Source organism: Lactiplantibacillus nangangensis (assembly GCF_005405065.1).
Classification (GTDB): domain Bacteria; phylum Bacillota; class Bacilli; order Lactobacillales; family Lactobacillaceae; genus Lactiplantibacillus; species Lactiplantibacillus nangangensis.
The window spans coordinates 40,332-62,097 of sequence record NZ_BJDI01000003.1 but is presented as its reverse complement, the minus strand read 5'-3'; the positions used below and the strand labels follow the sequence as shown (position 1 = coordinate 62,097).

Sequence of the window (21,766 nt, the reverse complement as noted above, 5' to 3'; positions counted from 1 at the left end):
CACTTATCTCAAGCTTTTTTTAATACCATTTTCGAAATCAGATTTGGATTAGTTGGCGGCCGTTTCGACCCATTTGCTTAACAAGAAAATATTGGCAACGGTTTCGACCACGATAATAATTACCATGACCAAGAGGCCGACCCACCAAGAATTAACGGTCGTATTGCCCATTAGTGACGTTGAAATCCAAGCCACTTGTCCCATTAAGAAACTCACCACTCGGAACGTTAACAGAATCATCACCACATAGACGATACCGTTGACGAGCCGTTGGCGGGCGCGCGGTAAATAACTACTGGCGGCACTCGTAATTAAATGAACCAATGAGACGGTACTCCAAGCTAACAGATAGATGACTAACATCACCGCTAACATGCCCAAGCAGGCCCCCACTGGATTTGTTCCAAATCTACTGAATTGTTGGATATTCATTTGCATATCGTCATAAATTGGCGATAACGTTGACCACCCAATTAGTGCCGTCACTAGCATCAAGACGGCTTGTAGAACGAGCAAATAGAGAAAGCTGACGAACGTGGATAACAAGTTCACCGCATAAAATACACTGTCCTTCATCGGGACTAACCGGAACGTATCACGCGTAAAGGCCTGTTCATTGCGGACTGATAAGAGTACGAATGACACAAGATACGGAATGATCGACCACCCCATCACGGAGTAGAACAACGTGGCAGAACTGAAATCACCACGAACAAGTGACCAGACGGATGAAATCACAACAGCGGCTAATTCTAGTAACATCAATTGATGAATACTCCGGAATTTCGACCCACTCATGGCCTTAAATAAATTGCTAAATTTCGTCATGATTGTCACCTCCGGCATAAAAGCTTTCATAGTAGTCTTCAATTTCCAGCCCTTTTTCGTCACGAATCGTGTCCGCCCCAGTGTGGACCGCAATCCCCTGATCTTTCACGATGACGATTTCATCCAAGATTGGGGCGATTTCAGTCACATAGTGATCACTGATTAAGATTGTCGCCGCATCCGGTTTCCATTGCAAAATACTACTGATAATCCGTTTGCGACTCATACTATCAATACCACTAAAGGGTTCATCCAATAAATACAAATCGGTTTGACGGGCCAAAGTTAACGCAATGACGACTTTTTCTTTCATCCCTTTGGATAACGCCGCCAACTTCTTCGTGCCATCGATCTGTAAAAATTCGGCCATCGCTTGATAACGGCTCAAGTCAAAGTCGGGATAAACGGTCTGGTAAAATTTCACCACTTGTTCAACTTTGTAACCAGTACTAAACCCATGTAGTTGTTCTGAAAAACTGACGTGGGCTTTCCGTTTAGCCGTCTCAGCCTCACCACTCACCGTAATTTGACCTTTACCTTTGGCACTGCCGGTAATTAAACGCATCAACGTCGTTTTACCGGCGCCATTTTCACCTAACAAGCCGACAATTTTACCTGAATCAAGCTCAAGAGCCACCGAACTTAAAATGGTCTTGCGATTCTGCTTGTAAGTTAAATCTTTAATCGTTAATACTTTTGTCATCTACTTGTCCCTCCCGATGCTCAATATAGCGTTGTAAGCTGGCCACAATCTCGGTATCGCTTAAATTTAACGCATGCAATTGGCGATAAACTTGCGCTAATTGGCTCATGACTAATGTCTCTTTTAATTGTGCCAAACGAGCTTGATCTTCAGTCACAAAATTGCCTTTGCCGCGTTGCGACACAATCGTTCCCTCAGTAATCATCTCAGCCAACGCCCGTTGGACCGTATTGACATTGACAGTCAGGTCGACCGCTAACTGGCGAACTGCCGGCAACTGAGCACCAGGCTGCAACTTGCCGGTCAACATGGCATGGTACAAATACGTTTTAATTTGATAATAAATTGGAATCTTGTCGTCAAATTTCAATTTGTAGTGCCTCCCTAGTGTTCTATTTAACTATTACACTATAACATCACTATTTAGATAAAACAAGCAAAAGTGGTGGCAAAATCAATCATAGCTATTGTCTGAACATGCTGGTCAAATTTTGCTAATTTATCAACCAACTAAAATACCCTTTAAGTGCATTAATGTTAGATTGAATTATACTTTGCTATAACAAGCATAATTAAGGAGTGAGGGACGATGAAAACAACGATTCGTAAATTTGGTCATTCATTAGCAGTAATTATTCCTAACGAGCTAAACCCTGACCTTGGTACAAAGTATAAAATCGTTAAGCTTGGTGATACTTTTGTCTTAACCCCCTTACGTCATGATCTATTTGCAAATGAAACTGACTGGGTAGGATTTCGTAAAAGTATTACATTAGTAGATCGTGATTGGGATGGCTAGGGTTCAGTACAAAAAGCATGGTTGATCTTAAAATTTTCGTGATGCTTGCTCGGACTATTAAAGCAAACCAAATTAAAATGAGCCGCCGATGTTTGCAGTGTTACCAACATCGGCGGTTCATATTAATTATGGGCGTCTAAAAATTAGGCTTTTTAAATAGGTACCGACTCAGCAGACCACGAAAATGGAACTGGACAATCAAGGTTGCCACCACGATCAGACCCCCACCAATCACTAAATTTCGGGTTAAGGGTTCCACATGGAATAAGATAGAAACTAAACTGGCAAATAACGATTCACTCATTAAGACTAGTCCAGCGGTCACCGTATCCGTATATCGTTGACTAGAAACTTGCAAGACTTGGGCGGCAAAATTCGCCACAATTCCCAAATACAGGATAGGACCAATTGCGGCTGCCCAATTAATTTGAGCCAATTGATGATAATCGATTGTAAATGCGTACGTCGTTCCTAGGATTGCTTGAATGAAGCCAAGCTGAAAAGCTAACACTTGTGGCCGCGCTTGTTTCGTCGCATAACCATAGTAAGTCATTTGAAACGCATAGAAAATTGCTGTCAAAATCATTAGGATATCGCCAAAATGTAACTGAAAACCGGTCGTCACAATACCCGTTAAAAATAACATACCAGTGACACACAAAATAATTGCAACGTAAACTTTAGCCGGTGGCACTTTTTTGAAAATAAGCCAAGCAATCAATGGCAACAAAATGACATAGGCCGAAGTGATGAAAGAACAATTGCTTGGTGTTGTTGATTCCAGGCCAGTCGACTGCAACTGAACAACTACAAAGTTGAATAGCGCACAAACTGCCCCAATCTTAAACTCTTTAAACGTCATGGAATTAATGACTTTATGGAAGAAAACATATGCTAAAATAGCTGAAATCAGTCCCCGCAACGTATTGATCATCGACGGCGGCATGTGGGCTGCGATGGCCATTTTGATGAAGGTATAGCTAGTGCCCCAGAAAAAAGCAACTAGAATTAAATTTCGATTGGCCCGTGCTTGCGTCATGTTTTCACCCGTTTTCAATTTGTCGGCCTTAATTTTAGGCTTTCAATTAGGCTGCTGCAAGGTTGTAAAACGGTTTCAAAAGCAAATTGGTCAAAAAAATCGTCATTTCTGACGATCTCAGTTGTCTTAACTAAAGTTAGCAAGACATTAGACTAGTTTTCAACGTAACTTGCCTTTCACTGACAATTGGGATCCGACGACCGAAGGCAACACCTGATCAGTTAACTAAAGGTTGAAAGTGTCAAAACTGTCTGTCGTGTCCCCACTGATACTGGCGCGTTGTTTATGCCTAAAATGGTGTCATACGGATCATCACTCTGTCAGGCAGAATTCAGTTTTGCGCCTCAACACCACGCCGGCTAACATAGTACACCGATTCTGACTGATTCCGCTAAATTCAAATAACTGACTAATCATTCGAAACAGTGGACCAGCTGTAGGTTGTTGTTGATAGCATCGGCCGTGTGGGTGGTGTAAGACCGGCGCTTTTCCGGTCTTACACCACGGACCGGCCGGGAGATTTGCGGGTTGTGCAACCCTTTCAGGCAGGGGGAAAAGACGGTCTCAGGCTTGACCCGGTCCCTCGGCCGCATGTTATCAATAACAACCGGAAGCGGCACCTAGTCAGTTAATATAGTGACTCAAAAAATCGGCGACCTGCTGCTTATAGGCCGGATAGTCTTTAATGATGGCCGTCGTATGACCGGCCCCTTTTACCAACCACAATTTTTTAGGTTGATTGGCGTGTCGATACAAACTTTGACTCATCCGCGTCGGGACAAAATCATCCTTGGTCCCAGCAATGATCATGATTGGTAACTTGTTTTTTCGAATTTGCTTAACCGCATCCGCCTCACCAAACGTATAGCCAGCGCGTAACTTGGTAATGGCACTCGTCACATCGACTAACGGAAAAGCTGGCAAATGATAGAGCTGGCCGGCCTGATAACTAATAATGGCTTTCGCACTCGTGAAGGGACTGTCGACCACGTAGGCTTTAATTTGTGGGATTTGCCGTTCACCACTCGCCATTGTCATCCCGGCCGCGCCCATACTGATGCCGCTCATCACGATTTGCGTTGTTTCGGTCCGTTTAACGACCGTCCGGGCCCACTGCAAATCATCGCGCCGTTCAAGCCAACCATAGCCGATTGCCTGACCTTGACTAGCCCCCGCGGCGCGAGAGTCTGGGGCTAAAACGTTATACCCCAGTTCATGATACATGCCAGCCCAAGCCCCCATCAACGACTTGTTGCCCGCAAAGCCGTGCGCCAACACGACCGTCTTTTTCGAACCAGCTTTCGGCAGATACCAGGCAACCAGCTTAAGCCCATCCGTCGATTTAATCCTCCAAGTCTTTTTTTCAGCGTGCAGGTACCAATATTTTTCACGATATACCGCACTTTTTTTCGATAAGTTCGTACTCTGCGTCACAAAAGCCTTATCGCCACGCGCAATTGCCACATGATAAAAGTAGCCACCGGCCCCAATCAAACCACCAACTAAAATCACCACGATCACGCCGAGTGTGATCACCCATTTTTTCATTGTCCATCCGTCCTTAAATTCTTGATAGAAATATCGCCACTACCAACATAATAACGTTTATAATTAAAGATAACTAGACTTCATTTGGAGGGGTACGCAATGCACTATTCAGAAACGTGGGATTTAGAGACAATCTTCCCAGGCGGCATTGACTCGCCAGCGTTAAAAACAAAATTGACGACCATTAAACAGCAATTACATGACACGCAAACGACCTTAGCCAATTGGCGGGCCGACGCCGATACACCTGACTTTGACTGGTTTCAACAAATTGTCAACGACTTACAAGCCATCGAAGCTGGACTGGCACAATGCGAGGTCTTCGTCGTCGCGATTCAATCTGCGGATGCCAGCAATACCAAAGCAGGCACCGTTTTAAATCAGTTATATCAATTAGACAACGCGCATGAACAATTGATGACACAATTCAAAAAGCATTTGGTCGCATTGTCACAAACCGCTTTCACGACGATTATTGCACAGCCCGAGTTAAAACCGCTCGCCTTTAATTTGACCGAGATGCGCAAACAAGGCTTGGCACTACTCGATTCTGATACGGAAGCCTTAATCAACAATTTAGCTGTGGATGGTTTTCAAGGTTGGAGTGACCACTACGATACTTTGGTCAGTCAGATGCAGATCAAATACACTGATCAAGATGGACAAACTAAATTATTGTCTGCTGGACAAGCGCAAAACATGCTCGCAGCGGCCATGCCTAACCAACAACGGGCCGATTTAATGGCCAGTTGGGAACACGCTTGGCAACAAAATGCCGCCCCATTTGCCGATACCCTGAATCATTTAGCCGGCTTTCGGTTACAAAATTATCAAGCACACGGCACAACTAACTTCTTACGCAAGCCCCTTGACTTGAACCGCATGAGTCAGGCCACGCTCGACACCATGTATGACGTCGTTAGTCGCAACAAAACAATGCTGATCCACTATTTGCAACGCAAAGCGGCTTTAATGGGCAAAGACCAGTTGGATTGGCAAGATTTGGAAGCCCCACTAACTTTAGGGGATGCGACAAATACGCAAACTTATGATGAGGCTGCTGAATTTGTCATCAGCAACTTCCAAAAATTCAGCCCTAAGATGGCTAAGTTAGCCAAATACGCTTTCGAACATCGTTGGATTGAAGCAGAAAACCGACCGAATAAGCGTCCCGGCGGTTATATGGATAATTTGCCAGAAACTAAAGAATCGCGGATTTTCATGACCTTTACGGGATCACCAAACGACACTGCGACCTTAGCACATGAGCTGGGACACGCCTTTCATGCCGACGTCATCAAAGATTTGCCATTTTGGCGGCAAGACTACGCCATGAACGTGGCTGAAACGGCTTCGACTTTTGCGGAGTTAATCGTGGCGGATGCTAACGTTAAAGCGGCGACTGACACTAAGACTAAACTAAATCTGTTAGACGCGAAAATGCAAAATCCACTCGCAATGTTCTTAGATATTCATGCACGTTATCTCTTTGAAACGCGCTTTTATCAGGCCCGGCAACAACATATTGTGACGCCGGATGAGCTTTCAGCACTCATGTTAGCCGCCCAAAAAGAAGCTTACGACAACGCCTTGACCACCTATCATCCGATGTTTTGGGCCAGCAAATTGCACTTTTACATTTCAGATGTGCCATTCTACAACTTCCCGTATACCTTTGGCTATTTATTCAGCCTAGGCATCTACGCACAAGCTAAGCGTGACGACCACTTTGAAGACCGCTACATTGCCCTATTACGCGATACCGCTAATATGTCGACCGAAGCCCTCGCCAAGAAACATCTCGGCGTTGACCTCACCAAACCTGATTTTTGGCAAGCCGGCGTCGCCCTGATCAAGCGCGATATTGACGAATTTATGGCTTTATCCGCGCCACTATTATAATGAATGGAAGTGAGCACATGTTTCCAGAACGTTTACGCGCTTTACGCCGTGGGCAAAAAATGACCCTTGGTGAACTCGCAACTGCTTTAAATCAACTGCCAGATGCTGAATTGACCCGGAAAAATACGGCCGCTCAAATTGGTAACTGGGAGCGCAACTTGCGGACACCTTCCTATTTGGAAGTCCGCAAACTTGCCGAATACTTCCACGTGACCACGGACTACCTATCTGGCCGAGCGGACCAAGAAGAATATGACCTTGGCCGAATCTTCTTATCTGGTAAACCTTTGACGTTCAATCAGGAGCGCCTCTCCAGTGAAGATCGTTACGAGTTATTCCAATTGATGAACGGCTACTTGCATGGTCGCCAACAACGGGCAACCCCCGATGAGTCTGGTCAAGAAGAACTTGATCTCCACTTTGACAACTAGGAGTTTATTTAAATGAATCCCAAGAAATTAAAACAACTGAAAAAGCGCGCCAAAAAACAATCGACCCAATCAGCACCTTATATTGTGCAACTTAGTCATTATCGGGAACTTTTCAAGGATGACCCACAAGTCTTGGTTCTCATCAATAATGCCTTGGAAGCGGATCGGCTAATGGCGGCTGGCTTAGCGCCGCAACCATTACCACTTTTACAAGTGCCAGATGATTTCCAAAATCAACTCTTCGCGCGGATCAATGCCAAATACGCGTTACATGATCCCGCGGGTGACGCAGAGTGGAATCAGCTTTCAGCGGCGCTACCTAAAATTGACCAACTCTTGCGCGATTTTCGTGATTACATTGAAGATCAATATGGCATGTGGGCTTACATCAATGCGCCCTTCTTAAAAGACCTAGCTGATTTTGTTGGCAACGAACCTGTCTTAGAAGTCATGGCCGGCAACGGTTATATTTCCAAAGGACTCTCACGATTACATCCAAGCCAAACGATTATCACCACCGACTCTAAGGCCTGGACAAAAGAAAAAGACAACCAAACTGGCAAACAACCCGTGACCACCATTGAAGCTTTAGATGCCGTTAGCGCCTTTGAAAAATACGCTGATCAAGTCAAATTCGTGATTATGGCCTGGTCACCCGACAAATTGCCGCTGGATTGGGAATTACTCCAAGCCATGCGTGCCAGCGAGCAACAAATTCCATTGATCTGCATCGGTGAAAAATATGGTGCGACCGGCTCGAAACAATTTTGGGATGCGGCCCATTATCGTGAAGATGCTGCCGTTAACGCCTTGAATAATCATTATCGACCATTTGATTTGATTCACGATCAAGTTTACGTCGTCGATTAAAAACAAGCTGTGACTAATCAGAAAAAGGGTTAGTCACAGCTTATTTATTAATTTGGATAGCAACGAGTATCTTAACTAAGCAACTAGCGGTATCTTTAGGTTAACCAATCTAGTCACAAGAAAGGACTCAGCCATGACACTGGTCAAACCAATTAAATCCGATCAAGATCATATCTTTGAAATTCCAAACAACATTAAACTTCGTCCAGTTGCGTACGAAGTGAGCAATGGTCCAGCCGATGCGATTGTCTACACGCCAAATCCTGCCAAACCACTCACAGCAGCTGAATTGGAACAACTCGGACTAGCACAATCAAAAAAGAACGAATTTTAGTTTAACAGTCCGATCCACCTTCACAAATAAAGCGACTAACCACAAGTCAAAATTGTGATTAGTCGCTATTTTGATGCCTCATTATTGTTTTAGAAAGAGACTGATCAACGTCACTGCGCTGACAATCATGAGAAGCAATAAATATCCCCAGAAAAACTTGGTCGGCAAATCATCCGGTGCCAGTTGACGTTGCACAGTCGTCCGCAAACCAAGTAACGTCAAAATTACGGCATATGAGCATAACCCTAACGCACCCACATAAGTAATTAGCGCCCACCGTGGATGCTGCTGAATCCGACCAATCTGACCAAGTACCAGAAATAATAGCCCAACGGCTGTCGGCAACAGCCAAGTTGCTCGTTGAACCGCACTAGCCGCCTGAACATTGATTAATGGAAAATCGACAAATGCTCGTAAAATTGTCATCCCACCAACAATCAAGACTGGAATTAATAGCCCAACACTGTACAAGTTTTGTGAAGTGAAAATTCCCATTAAAGCGCCGTAAGTGAATACTAAGCCAAAGTAGAACTCAACTTTGCGATAAAATGACACTGGTCGTGTTAAATGCATCATCCTCAGCTCACTTTCAAGATTTTGCACTGATTATAGCACCAAGTCTGGGTCCGTCTTCACCACAAGTTTTTCCCAATCAACACCACTTTGCTTGCCATCACCCGCTTACTTTGCTTTCTTAATTATGCCCCATCAAATAAATCCCAATCACAACTACCAACGCCCAGAGACTACCTAAATAACCGTAAAAAAACTTCTCGCGCTTATCAAAATGTTTTTCCCCACGCATGGCCTTGCCGATGCCACCAACAAAAAACAGGATGAACGCATACAGCCCAAGTCCAGCCATGCTGTAAGCAATCCAGCTCTCCCAACCGGCACGGACCATCAAACGTAAATATGCCCCATAGCCAAGTGTCACTAACATCATCAATGTTGGACTGATCAATCCCAATTGTTTTCGCATCCGTATCCCTACTCTCTCGTCATTTATGGCAAGTTTAACTGAGTTTTCAACATTAACCAAGCCTTTACCGTCCGCATTCAGCGACCTTCGTTTGCATAATTACCAATTTAATAATTTGGATTGTCTTCCACACACCAGTGGTCTAAACTGGCATCACATTCAGGCAAAGGGAGTTGGGTAGCATGCGTTTAATTGGACATCTCATCACAGACTATTTATGGGGCTTACTCGGATTTATTATTATTTTTTATTTTGTGACCGCCAATCCTAACGGCAGTTTGCACCTCGTCTGGAACTTACCGAATCTATATTTAACAAGTTCTTATCTCATTGCTTATCCTCTACTAATGGCTTGGGTGCCACAGTTACGGACTGGCAAATTCAAAACTAAATCGCTAGCCTCGCACTCATCGACCATCGACTTGAAGCTGAATCCAGGGAACACAACTAATCCAATCGCCAATAAATATGATATCGACTTCCGTAATAATCTCCGCGATGATCGTATGAATTTTGCATTCTATCTACTTGAACGGACTGTCTTGATGGCAGTCGCCACTCCAGTGCTATTACTCGTTGCTGGCATTAAAGTAGCTCGCAATTTTTAATTAAAAACAGCACTCGGAAACTAGTTTGAAACCCTAATTTCTGAGTGCTGTGCTATTTTCATTGTCAAAACGTGCAACAAATGGCAGTGTGCTCCGCTTAACCCGAAATCAGTGACTATTCCACGTTAATGCTCACAAACTACCGCCCTTTGTCACACTCTTACCCAATAATGTGCTGTTGTAAGAATTCAACGGCGGCTTGATGCATCTTATGTGGCACATGATGCATGCCACCCGTTGCCTGTTTGAAAACAGTTTGTTGCAACGCGGCATCAGTCGCAAAACGGTGTTCAAAGTCTTCGACATACTTATAAGGTACCATCGTATCCGCTGTACCATTAAAGAAGAACATGGGACGCCCGGCTAAGCGGTCAACATGTTGTGATAAGTCGAATTGGCCAATTTGGTCATAGGTCTTAGTCAACAAATCAGCTGGTAGCTTTGCCAATAGGTCGGCCGGAATCTGGGCCACTTGATCTTTCGCGAAAGCGACTGGTTCTGGTGAGCCAATTAACGAGACCCCAGCAACGACCTGCGCTTGAGTCGCCATAATTCCAGCAGCGGTAATCCCACCCATAGACGTTCCCATGACCCCAATTTTATCAGGATCAGTGATGCCACGGGTGACCAAAGCATCGACTAACTTAGGAAACTCCGCCACCGAATGACCCACGATTTCCCAGAAATGTTCTGGATGATGGTCCAAATCAGTGCCATCATTGCGACTACCATGCAAATAGGCTGTTGGTAAAATGACCCGAAAACCGGCTTGTACCAATTGATAACTCGCAACCAGCTCCGAAGAAGTCGGCGTGGTCCAACCATGATAATCAATGATCGTCGGTAATTTAGTTTGCGCCTGACTTGCGGCAAACACATGTAATACTGGTAGATCGTCCAATTTAGTGGCTCGAACGATCACATCTTCAAAGACTGTTGCACCCATTTTTATCACCATTTTCAGAATTAATAGTTAACAGTGTAGCAGAGAATCGCCGACAAACCAACTGAAAACCATTGAATTGCTCGGTCCTATGCCGTTAATTTGGCGCTTTCAGCAATCACGTTAACGAGTTCGGTTCGTGTTAACTCTGTTGTCGTCACATTAATTGTCGTCCAATAGTGGTTATTCAAATGCTGCCCCGGCATAACCCCTTTCAACAATCGCAGACTTTCACTGTGTTCTGGGAGTAGCTTGGCATCAACGAATAGCTGATCTAATTTGGTATAAACCATGGCAATCATCTTATGAGTCGACCGATGTTTAATCACCGAAAAAATAACGCCAGATTTTTGATTGGGTCGATTAAAAGGGTAGCCTAAATAACCATCCGTTTGGACCATGATTAACGCAATCAACTCCTGTTCAGTCATTCTTCAGCGCCCCCATCGTAAAACTAATCGTTGTCGACGATCACTTGCCCTAATTCTCGGCTCGCCATGACATACTTATGCGCAGCCTGAATATCCGCCAACTTAAAGACTTTGGGAATCGGAATACTCAGCGCATATTTGTTAATCAACGTAAACATTTCATCGACCATGGCTTGATCAACTGCCGTTGAATCAAAAACAGTCAGCGACTTGCCGGCCAACGTGAACGGATTAAAGTTTTCCACAATCCATTCACCGGCTAGCAAACCAATTAAACAGACGGTCCCACCTTGATTTAGGTGAGCAATCGAATTGGTTAAGGTCACTGTCCCAACCAGATCAACGATGCCATCAAATAACGCGTCAGTTTCCAACTGGTTTTCTGTATCCAACACTGCTGCATCGGCACCGTTGGCTGTCAAAGCTGGCAACATCGCCTTACGACGCGTGGTTGCCGTCACTTTGAGACCAAAGACTTTGGCAAATTGAATCAAAGCCAAGCCGACAGCGCTCGTGCCACCACGAACTAATAAGGTTTGACCAGCTTGTAATTTAAGTGATTTCAGCGCCCCTAAAGCAGTGTAAAAGTTTTCAGGATATTGTGCTAACGTGACCCAGTCCCCTGCATAATCAACGGGATACAAATTTTTATCCGCAACCAACGCATACTCTTGATAACTGCCGTCTACTTCGCGACCAAAGCCACCCATTAAAGTCACCACTCTTTGACCCACTTTAAGTGAACTGTTCGCTGAGACTGCGCTGATTTCACCAACTGCTTCCACCCCAATTACCCGCGGAAACTTGACTGATGGTGACCCACCGGCCCGGGTTAGCGCTTCATAACGGTGAACCCCAAAAGCATGGATCCGCATCACCGAATGATTGGCGGTCGCTTTCGGCATTGGCCGGTCTACCAACTGCATGACTTCTGGATCTCCAGGTTTCTCAATAACAACTGCTCGCATCTTTATCGACTCCATTCATCTTTTTAGTTGCTTAACCAATGACTTAAGTATAAAGTGTGACGTAACGTGACAGTCAAGCTTTAACCTGGAGGTTTCTGATGCTCACTATTCAAAAATTTGCCAAATTAGCCGGTACCACGCGGCGTACCCTTATTTTTTACGATGAAAAAGAGTTATTTAAACCCAAAAAAGTTGCCGACAACGGCTACCGTTATTATGACTATGATCAACTTTATCCACTGACGTTTATTTTAGAACTCCGGCGATTAGGCCTGCCCATCTCAGAAATTAAGGGACTCAGTCAGGCCACCGACCGTGATGCCTTAAATGTCGATCTGCAAAAAGTGTTGGGTGAAATTAATGACCAGCTGGATCATTTAACTACCCTACGCGCCACTTTGACTGACCGCTTTAATCAGCCTGCCGCTAAAGCAAGTCCAGTCAAGAACCGGCCTTTTATTCGTGAAGAGCCCGCCAGCTTATTTTGCCGGTCGCGCCAATCCGTGGCGTGTACCGAGGCGGAAGTTGCCGCCATCTATACGGAATTTTATCAACAACTAGGGCGGCTAAAGCTAGTCAATCAACAAGATTCGGGCTTTCTCACCCAACTGCCCGACAGCAACGCCAATCAGTATCCCGACGCATCATTTTGCATGTTGAAAGCCATTGATGCCCGAACTGATACTGGAGATCTCCCACTTGTCAAAAAGCCAGCCGGACGCTACCTAGCGATTGATACCACAAACGATATGAAAAACATTTGCATCGCCTTACAAATTTTGACAGACTACCGCGAACAACACCAAATTCAAATTACTGACCAGCTCTGGCAACTGAATTTAACTGAACAATTCACGAGTAAAGCCGCGTCAAACGTCGTCCGGTTACAATATCAAATTCAATAGTGCCGATTAAAAAACGCTGATTGTAGAAGTTATCCACAATCAGCGTTCTCTTTTTACTATTTTTCTAATGAATCTAAGAAATCTTCAACTTGTTTTTGGGTCTTGCGGAACTTGTCCACATAGCGACCAGTTTCTTCGCCATCTTCAATCCCAACAAAACTTGGAATACCCATGACACCCATGTCTTGCGCAATATCAATATTGGCGTCACGGTCAACCGTGATCCAATCATATTGGTCATATTTTGCTTCGATTTGAGGCATAACCGGTTTGATGAAGGCGCAATCTGGGCACCAATCCGCCGTAAAGAATAACATGTGCTTACCCGTCTTAATGCGTTCACGGATTTCTTCGTTACTTAAAGTTGCTGTTGCCATCTAAAATGCCTCCAATAATTATCAGGATCGTTTCAATAATTATAGTTTACCACGTACAAAAAGTAAGTAAAGACTTTTGCCTTATTTTGCCGCAACGGCCAGCGCTTGTTCAAGGTCGGTTTGTAAATCGTCCGCGTTTTCAATACCTGTGGATAACCGCAGTAAGTTAGCGGTGATGCCTTTCTTCTGCCGTTCGGCTTCTGACAGATCGGCGTGCGTCTGCACAGCTGGCACGGTCACCAGACTCTCAACGCCACCCAAACTTTCCGCAAAAGAGATAATTTTTAGCGCTTGCAAGAACTTATCCACACTGACCCCCGCGGCCAAATAAAAACTAATCATGCCGCCCCGACCAGGATACAGCACTTTTTCAACGTGCGCGTTAGCCGTTAACATTTTCACCAACGCTTGCGCATTGGCCTCATGTTGCCGCATCCGTAACGGCAACGTCTTCAAACTCCGTAATAACAGCCAAGCATCCATGGGGTCCAGCACGGCCCCCGTGGTCACCAAGTTGAATTCCAGTTGATCGGCATCGGCTTGCGACTTAGCAACAACTGCCCCCGCCAAAATATCATTGTGCCCGGCTAAGTATTTTGTTGCCGAGTGAATCACAATATCCGCGCCCAAATCGAGCGGTTTTTGAATTAGAGGCGTATAGAACGTGTTATCCACAATCAACTTAATACCATGCGCCTTGGTCGTTTCAGCCGTTGCGGCAATATCAATCAGCTTCATCGTCGGATTAGAAGGCGTTTCTAACCACAGTGCCACCGTTCGATCATCAATTTCAGCCGCCAACTGTGCTTGGTCCTGGCCATCCCAGACTGAGAAATTCAACTGGTAATGGTCATGCAGCAAGTCAAAGAAACGATACGACCCACCATATAAATCATCTGAAATAATGATGCGGTCACCACTATGAAATAGCGTAAAGACTAATTGAATCGCCGACATCCCAGATGACAACGCAAATGCGGCCACTCCATGTTCCAATTTTGCCAAGGTCTTTTCCAAAATACATCGGGTTGGTTGCGCTTCACGTGGATAATCAAACCCGGTTGATTGCCCCAAGCCAGCATGGCGATAAGCTGTGGATAAGTAGATTGGCGCTGAAATTGCCCCGGTTTTTTGATCATCGGTACGATTACCAGCTTGCGCCAACAGTGTTTCAATGTGTAAGTCATTTGAGTTGCTTGTCATGATGTCATTCTTCTTTCTCTATTCTCAATAGTGAGTGCCTGACGGTTAACCTGATGTTGATGATGAGTAGAATTTACTTAGACTTGCTCGGACTGACCGCGTTCTGTGCTTAGCTACGTCGACCGCTGCTTGGATTGGTAAGGTTGGTGGCCTCTTTCAGGCATAACTTAAACTTGCCGAAACGTGCTCGGACCAGCTGCTCCCTCCACTTAGCTACGCCTCTGCTTCTTGGATTGGTAAAGTTGGTGGCCTCTTTCAGGCATAACTTAAACTTGCCGAAACGTGCTCGGACCAGCTGTTCCCTGCGCTTAGCTACGCCACCAGTACAATGCATAAACCGCATTATGCTGGTGGCTAGGCTATGCTCAGGAGCAACCCGCTGGTCCTCACACTCTGAACACAAAAAGTCCCCCATCCATTAACGGACGAGGGACGCATTGGCGCGGTACCACCCAAGTTTATTAACTAGTCACCTAGCTAAACTTATCAAGTTATCTCTAACTCACTGGATATCGGCCAGACCGCTAGTTTAGCCTTGCGACCATCACTAGACATTCCGAGTTCATCTTCATCACTGCGAGTATCACCGATTTTCAGTTAACACGGCTTCCTGCTCATACTTTTCATGACTACTCTTCTCATCAACATGTGTTTTAATTATATTCTCATCTTACTCTAATCACAGTTAACTCGTCAAGCAGTAACCTAGACTAGTAAATTTCGATTGTCATTTCCGGCAATTTAGCGGACAAGTCGCTACAATTAATCATGAAAGGTGGCAACGCTTATGATTTCCATCGCGCCAACAACCGCGCTCGAACACTATCAAACACTACTAGACCAAGTTAAATCTGCCAATCCAGTTATTCTCACGGAAGATGATCAGGAAAAATATATTATTTTAGATCTGAACGACTATAAAAAATTGATTAACGGTTTAAGCCTCTTAACCGACCTAACTGATTCCAAAAAATTAAAAGATTCCTCAAAATAATCATGAAAATTAAAAAATAACGACATTTTAGGCCAACAATTGACTTAAAATGTCGTTATTTTTAACTTACTAAGCTTAATTGGTTTGTTAATTGACTTAACTCATACTGCAGAGTCTGCACAATAACTGGATGCTCAGCTGGGACCAGCGTCGCAAGTCGTTGTGTCAGTAACCGTTGTTGAGCCAATAAATAGGCTTGACGCCCGCTACTAGCGACCGCTGCTACGGTCATTGGTTTTCGAACACGCCCCGCCGCTAATTTAATGATCTCACAGCCTGATTGACAATTCATTGACTCACACCTTTCTGATTCAATAAGTTTATTTTAACCCATTCGACCAGCCCTAAGGCAAGCTTTTTTTGAAAAAGTTTTAAACTTGTTGCCGGTGTGCCGTTAGAAAATAGAATGGCACCGCGATCACAAGACAACCTAAGCCCATAATCAACTGGAAGCCAGTCGCTTTCGACAACAACCATAAACTAACTAACACCGCAATAATTGGTAATACTGGGCCAAATGGGACTCGGAAGCTGGCGCCAGTTTGCGTTTTACGTCGTCTAAAGACCAGCACCGCTAAAATGGTTGGAATATATTGCGCAAAACGTGACACCACTGAAATCGCCGCTAAAGTTTGGAACGTCCCTGAAATCGCTAATGGATAAGCAATCAAGAATGAAATCACCATCGCCACCGCGGGAACGTTCCGCCGATTACGGTAACCCACGATTTTAGGCATAACGCCATTATCCGCCATTGACGAGCCAATTCGTGGTAAGTAGAAGGATTGGGCCGTGGCGACACCGAGAATCGAAACAATCGTCCCCACCGCCACAATCGTTTTACCGACGGGACCTAAGATCTTTTCAAAGCCATCTTGAATTGGGGCCGTGCTACCAACTAAACTACCACCCAATACACCGATGGAAACGACTTGAATCGCAATATAGAGCACTGCCACAACGGCTAAGACCACCATGATCGCCATGGGAATCGTCCGTTGCGGATTATGAAATTCTTGTGCCGCAATGGCGATGGCTTCAAACCCAGTAAATGCATAAAAGATGAGAATTGCGGCCGAACCAAACGAATTGGCAAAACTAGCATTGCTGACGACAAAGGGCGTAAAATGGGCCCCATTAATAAAGAATATCCCAATCACGACAAATAACACTAACGGCAATAATTTTGCGATCGTCACAATATTGTTAACGACCTTTGTCAGGGTCACACCTGCAACGTTGATCAAAGTCAGCCCACCGAGTAACCCTAAAATCATCAAATCTTTCCACAACGCTTGTTGCAGGACCGGAAAAATTGCACTCAAAGCGGTCGTAAAGGCATTCGCCATTGTCGCCCAGGCAATGATACTGATCGCCCAAACACTAAATCCCACTTCATAACCAATAAAGTTGCCAAACGCTTCCTTCGCATATAAATACGGCCCACCATTACTTTTGAAGTAGGTCGCATCTTCTGCGTAACAGAGTGCAATAGAAACAATCAGTAACATATCAAAAACAAAAACTAAAATACTGGCCGGACCCATCAGCGCCTCCGCCTGTCCCGGTAATAGGAATATCCCCGAACCAATAATGGAATTGATTCCTAACAAAATCACACTTAACATGCCAAATTTCGACTTCAAACCTTAGTCACACCTTTCAAACTTTTCCACTTGTTGATAACGATCATCAACCTAATTTTCGTTCCAAATAAGCTGCCCGGATCAATTGATAAGCTACCGGACTCGTCAATTGAGTCAAGTCAAACGTCGGCCGCTCAACCTGACTCAACCAATAAGCATCGTTAGCGAGTTGCCAACCATACGACTGACCACTCACACAGCAATAATCCAACTGATCTGCTTGGGTTAAGAGCTGACTTAATAATTTTCGTAATGGTCGCGTGGTCGCTAATAATTGTAAGTCCGTGATCTGAGCCGCCATTAACCAGCAACGCGCTTGATCAGTCAGCCCGCGTAATTGCTGGTTGGCCGCTTGCGGCAGCGCCATTGGTGGTGTTTTTAACGTCAATGCGGTCAGACCTAGTAAGGCCGCCGCAGCATTGATCAACGCCTGATGGCTCAAAACCGCTAAATAACCAACCAGATACCATTGCCGTTGCAAACTTGGCGGAAAGTCCTGCCCCGTCTCAGCCATGATCTGGGCCATTTTTTCTAGCAAACGGGCATACACAGTGTGATCAATTCGCGTGACCAATTCATCCAACGAGTACTGAGCATAAATCTCACTCGCATCACTCGTCGGATTCCAGCTTAACAAATCCACATCTGCGCGCGTTTTAAGCTGTGCTAACACGGCCTGACTATCTTTGGACCAAGCCATCGTTGGCTCAAAATCATGCCCAGTTAACTGTACTGAATATTGCCACACTGTCTATCCCTCCTAACTGAACTGGTAAATGTAGCTTACCACCTTAGGACTACTCGAAGGCAAGCTTTTTAAGCAAAATAATCATCATTTTTTGGCAACTGGTTAAACCGACTATAAGGGAGTGCTATTTTACCGCTGATAGAATTAAGCTTGCCAACTGTGTCAAGTCGGGGTAAGATAGGGTTCAATTAGTATCACTAAATTTAGGAGGGGTTACAGTTGTCCTATACTATTCAAGAAGTTGCCAAGAAAATGGCCATTTCAACATACAGTATTCGCTATTATCATGACCATGGCATGTTGCCATTCGTTAAACGTGACGCTAACAACAATCGGGTCTTTGAAGACACCGACTTGGAGTGGCTACACCTCATTGTCTGCCTTCGTCAAACTGGAATGCCAGTGGAACGGATTCAACACTATTTGGCTCTCGTTCAAGAAGGCGAAAACACCGTTCCAGAACGGTATGAGATGATGAAAGCCCAACAAGCGCGCACACTCGATGAAATTAACGATTTACAAAATCATTTAAAAACGATCAACCTTAAAGTTGACCACTACGCCAATGTGTTGATTCATCACAAGTCCGATAGCTTTGTCCCGTCAAACATTCCCGAAGCTGAGGAACACGACGTTTATCAAGAAAATCAATAACACTTTAAAATACGATTAATCGAAGTCATCAGCAATTCGATTAATCGTATTTTTGGCTACTCAGGTTGATTAGCCGGATCTAAGACTAACGACTCTGCCAATAAGATTTCACTATATAAGTCATAAATCACTTTTGGCTCAAATCGATGTTCCAACGCTAAGTTATATAGATACTGACGTTCAGCGTCGAAAGCTTGCATCAACGCCCGCCGCTCTTGCAACGCTTCATCGCCATTAAATTGGACAGGTTCCCAGCTCTGTTGCCGCCATTGCTGGAGAAAACTCCGCAATCGATTCTGCCGCAGCTGATCACGCAAATCATAAGTCACGCTCGCCTTCACTGCGGGCGTAAGCGTCAATTGTTCAAGTTGCGCTAGCCCAGCCGCCACCATCGCCTGACGCATCGTTGCTAGTTTTGGCGATAACTGTTTAGCGGTCAGCGCGGCGGGCAATAGTCTTGGCAACACTAGCGTCGGTACTAGCATGCTCAAAATAATCACGACCGTTTCAACCAAAAGAACTAACTGGTTGTCACTTGTCGTTAAAACACCGACAGATAATGCCAGCGCTAAAGTCACAGTCCCGTGAACCCCACCAAGGGCAAAAATCAGTGCCTCATGTTGATTCAAATGAATTAGCCGGGCATAACCATACCGCAATCCCCAAGCCAGAGTGTACACCAGCACGCCTAACCAGAACCAATGTTGTCCCGTTCCAACTTGAAATCCCGTCATAATTCGCGCCAATAAAATTCCAAGGATCACAAAGACAAAACTATTTAAAATTTCCGACCCAAAATTGATTAATTGAACCGACAAATGAAATTGGCGGGGATTTGAAAACCGACTCCGTTGCGCCTCACCGTTATACACGAGACCAGCACTCACAACTGCAATAATCCCTGACAAGGACCATTCCTCTGCCAATAAATAAATTACAATTGGTGTCATTAAATAGATAATAATCTGTGAAGACGCAAAGTTCCAGCGTGACCGTAATAACCACTGCCGCAGGATCATCAACCCAAAGGCAAGCCCAGCACCAAATACGAGTCCCCCACCGGCTGACCACAAAAAGGCCATTAAATTTTTGCCTAACGCTAACTGACCACTCGTGTACCAAAGTACACCGGCCTGCAAGATAATCAACCCCGTTGCATCATTGAATAAGGCTTCCATCCGTAATACAGTGCCCACATGGGCTGGTAAAAGACGACCACCTGTCACTGAATCTAATGCAGTGGCATCAGTTGGGGCACTAATTGCAACCATAATTAAAGCCAATGGCCACGCTACTTGCCCTAGCGTATGCACTGCAAAACCAACCACGGCGGCAATTGCAACGGCTAACCCGACCGCGGTTCCGATAATCAAGCGTCGTTTGCGCCGCACAATGAGTACCCGTGTATTCTGGCCTTCAAAAAACAATAACGGCGCAATAATCGCAGTCATAAAGATCTCATTATTAAAGCTCGCCACCGTTGCGTTCGTCAACGGCAATAGCCCCACGAGCAGTCCCATCAATAAATTAATATAGGTTGGCGCAATCTTTTTAAACCCCTGTGCAATTAAATTGCTGACTGCCGCCGCCATCAGAATCATAAATGTGGATAAAATTAATTTTGTTTCCATTAGCTTTTCCTCAACTCTATTAGGACTTAAGTTAATTGTACCCGTTTGTTTACTAACCTGACTAGTCAAAACAATTGCCATACGTTGCGGTGAGTGCTTCCAAAAAAATAACGAGCCAGCCTTTCACGCCAGTTTCGTTATTTTTTTTGACCTATTCTGGTCGATTAATTCCGACACTAGCCTTCACATAATCGTTATCATCCGCCGCATGCATTACCAAGTCAGCAATCGCCCGCCGTGAAACGTTATGACCACCAAACGGCTCGCCTTTTTGAGTCACTTCATAATCATCGCTGCCATTGTCAAACCAGCCTGGACGCACAATCGTATACGCCAAATCAGATGCTTCAATCACATCGGCGGCGGCACGATAACCCCGCAACATTGGATTACGGTTCACATTGCCGTCAGCTCCCAAGAAAGCCGGAATTTCATTATAGATTCCCATGGAAGTAATAAAAATCAACCGTTTAATTTGCGACTGATGCATCGCTTGCACAATACTTTCAGCCATCATTTTCAAATTACCACTCAACGCGGCGAAGACCACGTCTTGACCCGCCATCGCCGTTGCTAATTGACTCACATTGGTCACATCACCTTGAACGATTTTTTCACGACCAGCAGTCGCCTTAATCCGATTGGCATGTCGAGCAAACAACGTTAATTGATCATCACTATTTGCTAACAAATAATCCCGCGTCGTTGACCCAACTGAACCTGTCGCACCAATAATTAAAACATTTTTCATTTTGATAGTCCTCTTTTTCTTAAATTAGTTTTTGAACATCAGCCGTTGTCATTAGGGAAACGACTGATGCGTTATTTAATAAGTTGTGACAATCGCCGTCATAATTTGTAATCGACCAGCTAGCCGTTGAATCGACATCACCGTTCGTAGCGGCCAAGCGTGGCGCGCACTACCATGGATTGACGCCGTCACCCGACTTTGACCGGTCAGTCGCCAGCCATCACCGACCTTCACCACTTCAATCTGGTCTTCTTGAGAATCAAAGTAAGCCATCTGTCCCGTCTTGATTTCACCCAACCACTCTGCCCGCGGCTGTACATAACCAGTCATATGCGTCAAAGTAAACTGTGGCGCTAACAGTTGGTCGAGTTGATCAACATTATCCGCGGCCATTGCCAAATTATAATTTCGATATAACGTTATTAGTTCATTTTTCATTATAATCACCTTTGCTAATAATCAACATAAACT

Annotated in this window: 27 protein-coding genes; 9 read left to right on the top strand and 18 right to left on the bottom strand. The window is 44.8% G+C overall.

Going from position 1 to position 21,766, the window contains the following annotated elements; translation table 11 throughout:
- Positions 1–48 precede the first annotated feature (48 nt).
- Genes FFM70_RS03550 through FFM70_RS03540 form a run of 3 tightly spaced genes read right to left on the bottom strand, consistent with a single transcriptional unit; the run spans position 49 to position 1,901 of the window.
- Positions 49–828 carry an ABC transporter permease gene (locus tag FFM70_RS03550; RefSeq protein WP_137615474.1) on the bottom strand — a complete coding sequence of 260 codons (780 nt, stop codon included), beginning with the start codon at positions 826–828 and terminating at the stop codon, positions 49–51.
- Positions 815–1,531 carry an ATP-binding cassette domain-containing protein gene (locus FFM70_RS03545; RefSeq protein WP_137615473.1) on the bottom strand — a complete coding sequence of 239 codons (717 nt, stop codon included), beginning with the start codon at positions 1,529–1,531 and terminating at the stop codon, positions 815–817. The genes FFM70_RS03550 and FFM70_RS03545 overlap by 14 nt, the downstream gene beginning before the upstream one ends.
- A complete protein-coding gene (locus FFM70_RS03540; RefSeq protein ID WP_137615472.1) occupies positions 1,509–1,901 on the bottom strand; it encodes a GntR family transcriptional regulator in 393 nt (130 codons plus the stop codon). Before FFM70_RS03540 ends, FFM70_RS03545 begins: the two co-directional genes overlap by 23 nt.
- Positions 1,902–2,120: 219 nt before the next feature.
- Here FFM70_RS03540 and FFM70_RS03535 point away from each other — a divergent pair, with 219 nt between their 5' ends.
- Positions 2,121–2,330: an AbrB/MazE/SpoVT family DNA-binding domain-containing protein gene (locus FFM70_RS03535; protein ID WP_137615471.1), complete on the top strand. Its 210-nt coding sequence runs from the start codon at positions 2,121–2,123 to the stop codon at positions 2,328–2,330.
- Between the two features lie 136 nt (positions 2,331–2,466).
- Here FFM70_RS03535 and FFM70_RS03530 read toward each other — a convergent pair whose 3' ends face one another.
- Both FFM70_RS03530 and FFM70_RS03525 read right to left on the bottom strand, forming a co-directional pair.
- Positions 2,467–3,369, bottom strand: coding sequence for a DMT family transporter (locus FFM70_RS03530; protein WP_137615470.1), 903 nt, complete (start codon positions 3,367–3,369; stop codon positions 2,467–2,469).
- A gap of 624 nt (positions 3,370–3,993) precedes the next feature.
- The gene (locus FFM70_RS03525; protein WP_137615469.1) at positions 3,994–4,917 is read right to left on the bottom strand and encodes an alpha/beta hydrolase; all 924 of its coding nucleotides are present in this window, start codon (positions 4,915–4,917) and stop codon (positions 3,994–3,996) included.
- 99 nt (positions 4,918–5,016) lie between these two features.
- On the opposite strand from FFM70_RS03525, the gene FFM70_RS03520 reads away from it, so the two are divergent.
- The 4 genes from FFM70_RS03520 to FFM70_RS03505 all read left to right on the top strand — a co-directional run bounded on the left by FFM70_RS03520 (position 5,017) and on the right by FFM70_RS03505 (position 8,454).
- Positions 5,017–6,819, top strand: a complete 1,803-nt coding sequence (locus tag FFM70_RS03520) for a M3 family oligoendopeptidase (protein WP_137615468.1) — start codon at positions 5,017–5,019, stop codon at positions 6,817–6,819.
- A gap of 17 nt (positions 6,820–6,836) precedes the next feature.
- Positions 6,837–7,250 (top strand): helix-turn-helix domain-containing protein, encoded by a 414-nt coding sequence (locus FFM70_RS03515; RefSeq protein ID WP_137615467.1) that lies wholly within the window; start codon positions 6,837–6,839, stop codon positions 7,248–7,250.
- Positions 7,251–7,262: 12 nt separating this feature from the next.
- On the top strand, positions 7,263–8,120 hold the full coding sequence (locus tag FFM70_RS03510; protein WP_137615466.1) for an SAM-dependent methyltransferase: 858 nt from the start codon (positions 7,263–7,265) through the stop codon (positions 8,118–8,120).
- A gap of 133 nt (positions 8,121–8,253) precedes the next feature.
- On the top strand, positions 8,254–8,454 hold the full coding sequence (locus FFM70_RS03505) for a hypothetical protein (RefSeq protein WP_137615465.1): 201 nt from the start codon (positions 8,254–8,256) through the stop codon (positions 8,452–8,454).
- Positions 8,455–8,535: 81 nt separating this feature from the next.
- Here FFM70_RS03505 and FFM70_RS03500 read toward each other — a convergent pair whose 3' ends face one another.
- Positions 8,536–9,027 carry a LasU family protein gene (locus tag FFM70_RS03500; protein ID WP_137615464.1) on the bottom strand — a complete coding sequence of 164 codons (492 nt, stop codon included), beginning with the start codon at positions 9,025–9,027 and terminating at the stop codon, positions 8,536–8,538.
- Positions 9,028–9,148: 121 nt separating this feature from the next.
- The gene (locus FFM70_RS03495; RefSeq protein ID WP_137615463.1) at positions 9,149–9,436 is read right to left on the bottom strand and encodes a LasU family protein; all 288 of its coding nucleotides are present in this window, start codon (positions 9,434–9,436) and stop codon (positions 9,149–9,151) included.
- Positions 9,437–9,618: 182 nt separating this feature from the next.
- Between FFM70_RS03495 and FFM70_RS03490 the strand changes: the two genes are divergently transcribed.
- Positions 9,619–10,044, top strand: coding sequence for a hypothetical protein (locus FFM70_RS03490; RefSeq protein ID WP_137615462.1), 426 nt, complete (start codon positions 9,619–9,621; stop codon positions 10,042–10,044).
- A gap of 160 nt (positions 10,045–10,204) precedes the next feature.
- Here FFM70_RS03490 and FFM70_RS03485 read toward each other — a convergent pair whose 3' ends face one another.
- From FFM70_RS03485 to FFM70_RS03475, 3 genes are all read right to left on the bottom strand, one after another.
- A complete protein-coding gene (locus FFM70_RS03485) occupies positions 10,205–10,990 on the bottom strand; it encodes an alpha/beta fold hydrolase (RefSeq protein WP_137615461.1) in 786 nt (261 codons plus the stop codon).
- A gap of 86 nt (positions 10,991–11,076) precedes the next feature.
- On the bottom strand, positions 11,077–11,418 hold the full coding sequence (locus FFM70_RS03480; RefSeq protein WP_137615460.1) for an MmcQ/YjbR family DNA-binding protein: 342 nt from the start codon (positions 11,416–11,418) through the stop codon (positions 11,077–11,079).
- Between the two features lie 23 nt (positions 11,419–11,441).
- Complete coding sequence (locus tag FFM70_RS03475) at positions 11,442–12,386, bottom strand: zinc-binding dehydrogenase (RefSeq protein WP_137615459.1); 945 nt, start codon at positions 12,384–12,386, stop codon at positions 11,442–11,444.
- A 98-nt stretch (positions 12,387–12,484) separates the two neighbouring features.
- Between FFM70_RS03475 and FFM70_RS03470 the strand changes: the two genes are divergently transcribed.
- Positions 12,485–13,291 carry a MerR family transcriptional regulator gene (locus FFM70_RS03470; protein ID WP_137615458.1) on the top strand — a complete coding sequence of 269 codons (807 nt, stop codon included), beginning with the start codon at positions 12,485–12,487 and terminating at the stop codon, positions 13,289–13,291.
- Between the two features lie 56 nt (positions 13,292–13,347).
- On the opposite strand, the gene FFM70_RS03465 is transcribed toward FFM70_RS03470, so the two are convergent.
- Both FFM70_RS03465 and FFM70_RS03460 read right to left on the bottom strand, forming a co-directional pair.
- Positions 13,348–13,668, bottom strand: a complete 321-nt coding sequence (locus tag FFM70_RS03465) for a thioredoxin family protein (RefSeq protein WP_137606635.1) — start codon at positions 13,666–13,668, stop codon at positions 13,348–13,350.
- 81 nt (positions 13,669–13,749) lie between these two features.
- Complete coding sequence (locus tag FFM70_RS03460) at positions 13,750–14,871, bottom strand: aminotransferase class I/II-fold pyridoxal phosphate-dependent enzyme (RefSeq protein ID WP_137615457.1); 1,122 nt, start codon at positions 14,869–14,871, stop codon at positions 13,750–13,752.
- Positions 14,872–15,658: 787 nt separating this feature from the next.
- On the opposite strand from FFM70_RS03460, the gene FFM70_RS03455 reads away from it, so the two are divergent.
- Positions 15,659–15,865, top strand: a complete 207-nt coding sequence (locus tag FFM70_RS03455) for a type II toxin-antitoxin system prevent-host-death family antitoxin (protein WP_137615456.1) — start codon at positions 15,659–15,661, stop codon at positions 15,863–15,865.
- A 61-nt stretch (positions 15,866–15,926) separates the two neighbouring features.
- Here FFM70_RS03455 and FFM70_RS03450 read toward each other — a convergent pair whose 3' ends face one another.
- The 3 genes from FFM70_RS03450 to FFM70_RS03440 all read right to left on the bottom strand — a co-directional run bounded on the left by FFM70_RS03450 (position 15,927) and on the right by FFM70_RS03440 (position 18,259).
- Positions 15,927–16,157, bottom strand: a complete 231-nt coding sequence (locus FFM70_RS03450; RefSeq protein ID WP_137615455.1) for a hypothetical protein — start codon at positions 16,155–16,157, stop codon at positions 15,927–15,929.
- 79 nt (positions 16,158–16,236) lie between these two features.
- Entirely contained in the window at positions 16,237–17,493 is a 1,257-nt protein-coding gene (locus FFM70_RS03445) for an APC family permease (RefSeq protein ID WP_137615717.1), read from the bottom strand.
- Positions 17,494–17,557: 64 nt separating this feature from the next.
- Positions 17,558–18,259, bottom strand: a complete 702-nt coding sequence (locus FFM70_RS03440) for a hypothetical protein (protein ID WP_137615454.1) — start codon at positions 18,257–18,259, stop codon at positions 17,558–17,560.
- Between the two features lie 219 nt (positions 18,260–18,478).
- On the opposite strand from FFM70_RS03440, the gene FFM70_RS03435 reads away from it, so the two are divergent.
- The gene (locus tag FFM70_RS03435) at positions 18,479–18,913 is read left to right on the top strand and encodes a MerR family transcriptional regulator (RefSeq protein WP_137615453.1); all 435 of its coding nucleotides are present in this window, start codon (positions 18,479–18,481) and stop codon (positions 18,911–18,913) included.
- A gap of 56 nt (positions 18,914–18,969) precedes the next feature.
- Here FFM70_RS03435 and FFM70_RS03430 read toward each other — a convergent pair whose 3' ends face one another.
- The 3 genes from FFM70_RS03430 to FFM70_RS03420 form a co-directional block, all read right to left on the bottom strand.
- On the bottom strand, positions 18,970–20,544 hold the full coding sequence (locus FFM70_RS03430) for a cation:proton antiporter (RefSeq protein WP_137615452.1): 1,575 nt from the start codon (positions 20,542–20,544) through the stop codon (positions 18,970–18,972).
- Between the two features lie 151 nt (positions 20,545–20,695).
- Positions 20,696–21,301, bottom strand: a complete 606-nt coding sequence (locus FFM70_RS03425; RefSeq protein ID WP_307722486.1) for an NAD(P)H-binding protein — start codon at positions 21,299–21,301, stop codon at positions 20,696–20,698.
- Positions 21,302–21,370: 69 nt separating this feature from the next.
- Positions 21,371–21,733, bottom strand: a complete 363-nt coding sequence (locus FFM70_RS03420; RefSeq protein ID WP_137615450.1) for a nuclear transport factor 2 family protein — start codon at positions 21,731–21,733, stop codon at positions 21,371–21,373.
- Positions 21,734–21,766 lie beyond the last annotated feature (33 nt).

Excerpts from the sequence above, each read along its gene's own strand:
- FFM70_RS03495 (WP_137615463.1), bottom strand. The coding sequence starts at position 9,436 with ATGCGAAAACAATTGGGATTGATCAGTCCAACATTGATGATGTTAGTG.
- FFM70_RS03500 (WP_137615464.1), bottom strand. The coding sequence starts at position 9,027 with ATGCATTTAACACGACCAGTGTCATTTTATCGCAAAGTTGAGTTCTAC.
- FFM70_RS03470 (WP_137615458.1), top strand. The coding sequence starts at position 12,485 with ATGCTCACTATTCAAAAATTTGCCAAATTAGCCGGTACCACGCGGCGT.
- FFM70_RS03480 (WP_137615460.1), bottom strand. The coding sequence starts at position 11,418 with ATGACTGAACAGGAGTTGATTGCGTTAATCATGGTCCAAACGGATGGT.
- FFM70_RS03430 (WP_137615452.1), bottom strand. The coding sequence starts at position 20,544 with ATGGAAACAAAATTAATTTTATCCACATTTATGATTCTGATGGCGGCG.
- FFM70_RS03510 (WP_137615466.1), top strand. The coding sequence starts at position 7,263 with ATGAATCCCAAGAAATTAAAACAACTGAAAAAGCGCGCCAAAAAACAA.
- FFM70_RS03455 (WP_137615456.1), top strand. The coding sequence starts at position 15,659 with ATGATTTCCATCGCGCCAACAACCGCGCTCGAACACTATCAAACACTA.
- FFM70_RS03520 (WP_137615468.1), top strand. The coding sequence starts at position 5,017 with ATGCACTATTCAGAAACGTGGGATTTAGAGACAATCTTCCCAGGCGGC.
- FFM70_RS03465 (WP_137606635.1), bottom strand. The coding sequence starts at position 13,668 with ATGGCAACAGCAACTTTAAGTAACGAAGAAATCCGTGAACGCATTAAG.
- FFM70_RS03550 (WP_137615474.1), bottom strand. The coding sequence starts at position 828 with ATGACGAAATTTAGCAATTTATTTAAGGCCATGAGTGGGTCGAAATTC.
- FFM70_RS03450 (WP_137615455.1), bottom strand. The coding sequence starts at position 16,157 with ATGAATTGTCAATCAGGCTGTGAGATCATTAAATTAGCGGCGGGGCGT.
- FFM70_RS03535 (WP_137615471.1), top strand. The coding sequence starts at position 2,121 with ATGAAAACAACGATTCGTAAATTTGGTCATTCATTAGCAGTAATTATT.
- FFM70_RS03460 (WP_137615457.1), bottom strand. The coding sequence starts at position 14,871 with ATGACAAGCAACTCAAATGACTTACACATTGAAACACTGTTGGCGCAA.
- FFM70_RS03490 (WP_137615462.1), top strand. The coding sequence starts at position 9,619 with ATGCGTTTAATTGGACATCTCATCACAGACTATTTATGGGGCTTACTC.
- FFM70_RS03445 (WP_137615717.1), bottom strand. The coding sequence starts at position 17,493 with ATGTTAAGTGTGATTTTGTTAGGAATCAATTCCATTATTGGTTCGGGG.
- FFM70_RS03420 (WP_137615450.1), bottom strand. The coding sequence starts at position 21,733 with ATGAAAAATGAACTAATAACGTTATATCGAAATTATAATTTGGCAATG.
- FFM70_RS03545 (WP_137615473.1), bottom strand. The coding sequence starts at position 1,531 with ATGACAAAAGTATTAACGATTAAAGATTTAACTTACAAGCAGAATCGC.
- FFM70_RS03530 (WP_137615470.1), bottom strand. The coding sequence starts at position 3,369 with ATGACGCAAGCACGGGCCAATCGAAATTTAATTCTAGTTGCTTTTTTC.
- FFM70_RS03475 (WP_137615459.1), bottom strand. The coding sequence starts at position 12,386 with ATGCGAGCAGTTGTTATTGAGAAACCTGGAGATCCAGAAGTCATGCAG.
- FFM70_RS03525 (WP_137615469.1), bottom strand. The coding sequence starts at position 4,917 with ATGAAAAAATGGGTGATCACACTCGGCGTGATCGTGGTGATTTTAGTT.
- FFM70_RS03505 (WP_137615465.1), top strand. The coding sequence starts at position 8,254 with ATGACACTGGTCAAACCAATTAAATCCGATCAAGATCATATCTTTGAA.
- FFM70_RS03515 (WP_137615467.1), top strand. The coding sequence starts at position 6,837 with ATGTTTCCAGAACGTTTACGCGCTTTACGCCGTGGGCAAAAAATGACC.
- FFM70_RS03485 (WP_137615461.1), bottom strand. The coding sequence starts at position 10,990 with ATGGGTGCAACAGTCTTTGAAGATGTGATCGTTCGAGCCACTAAATTG.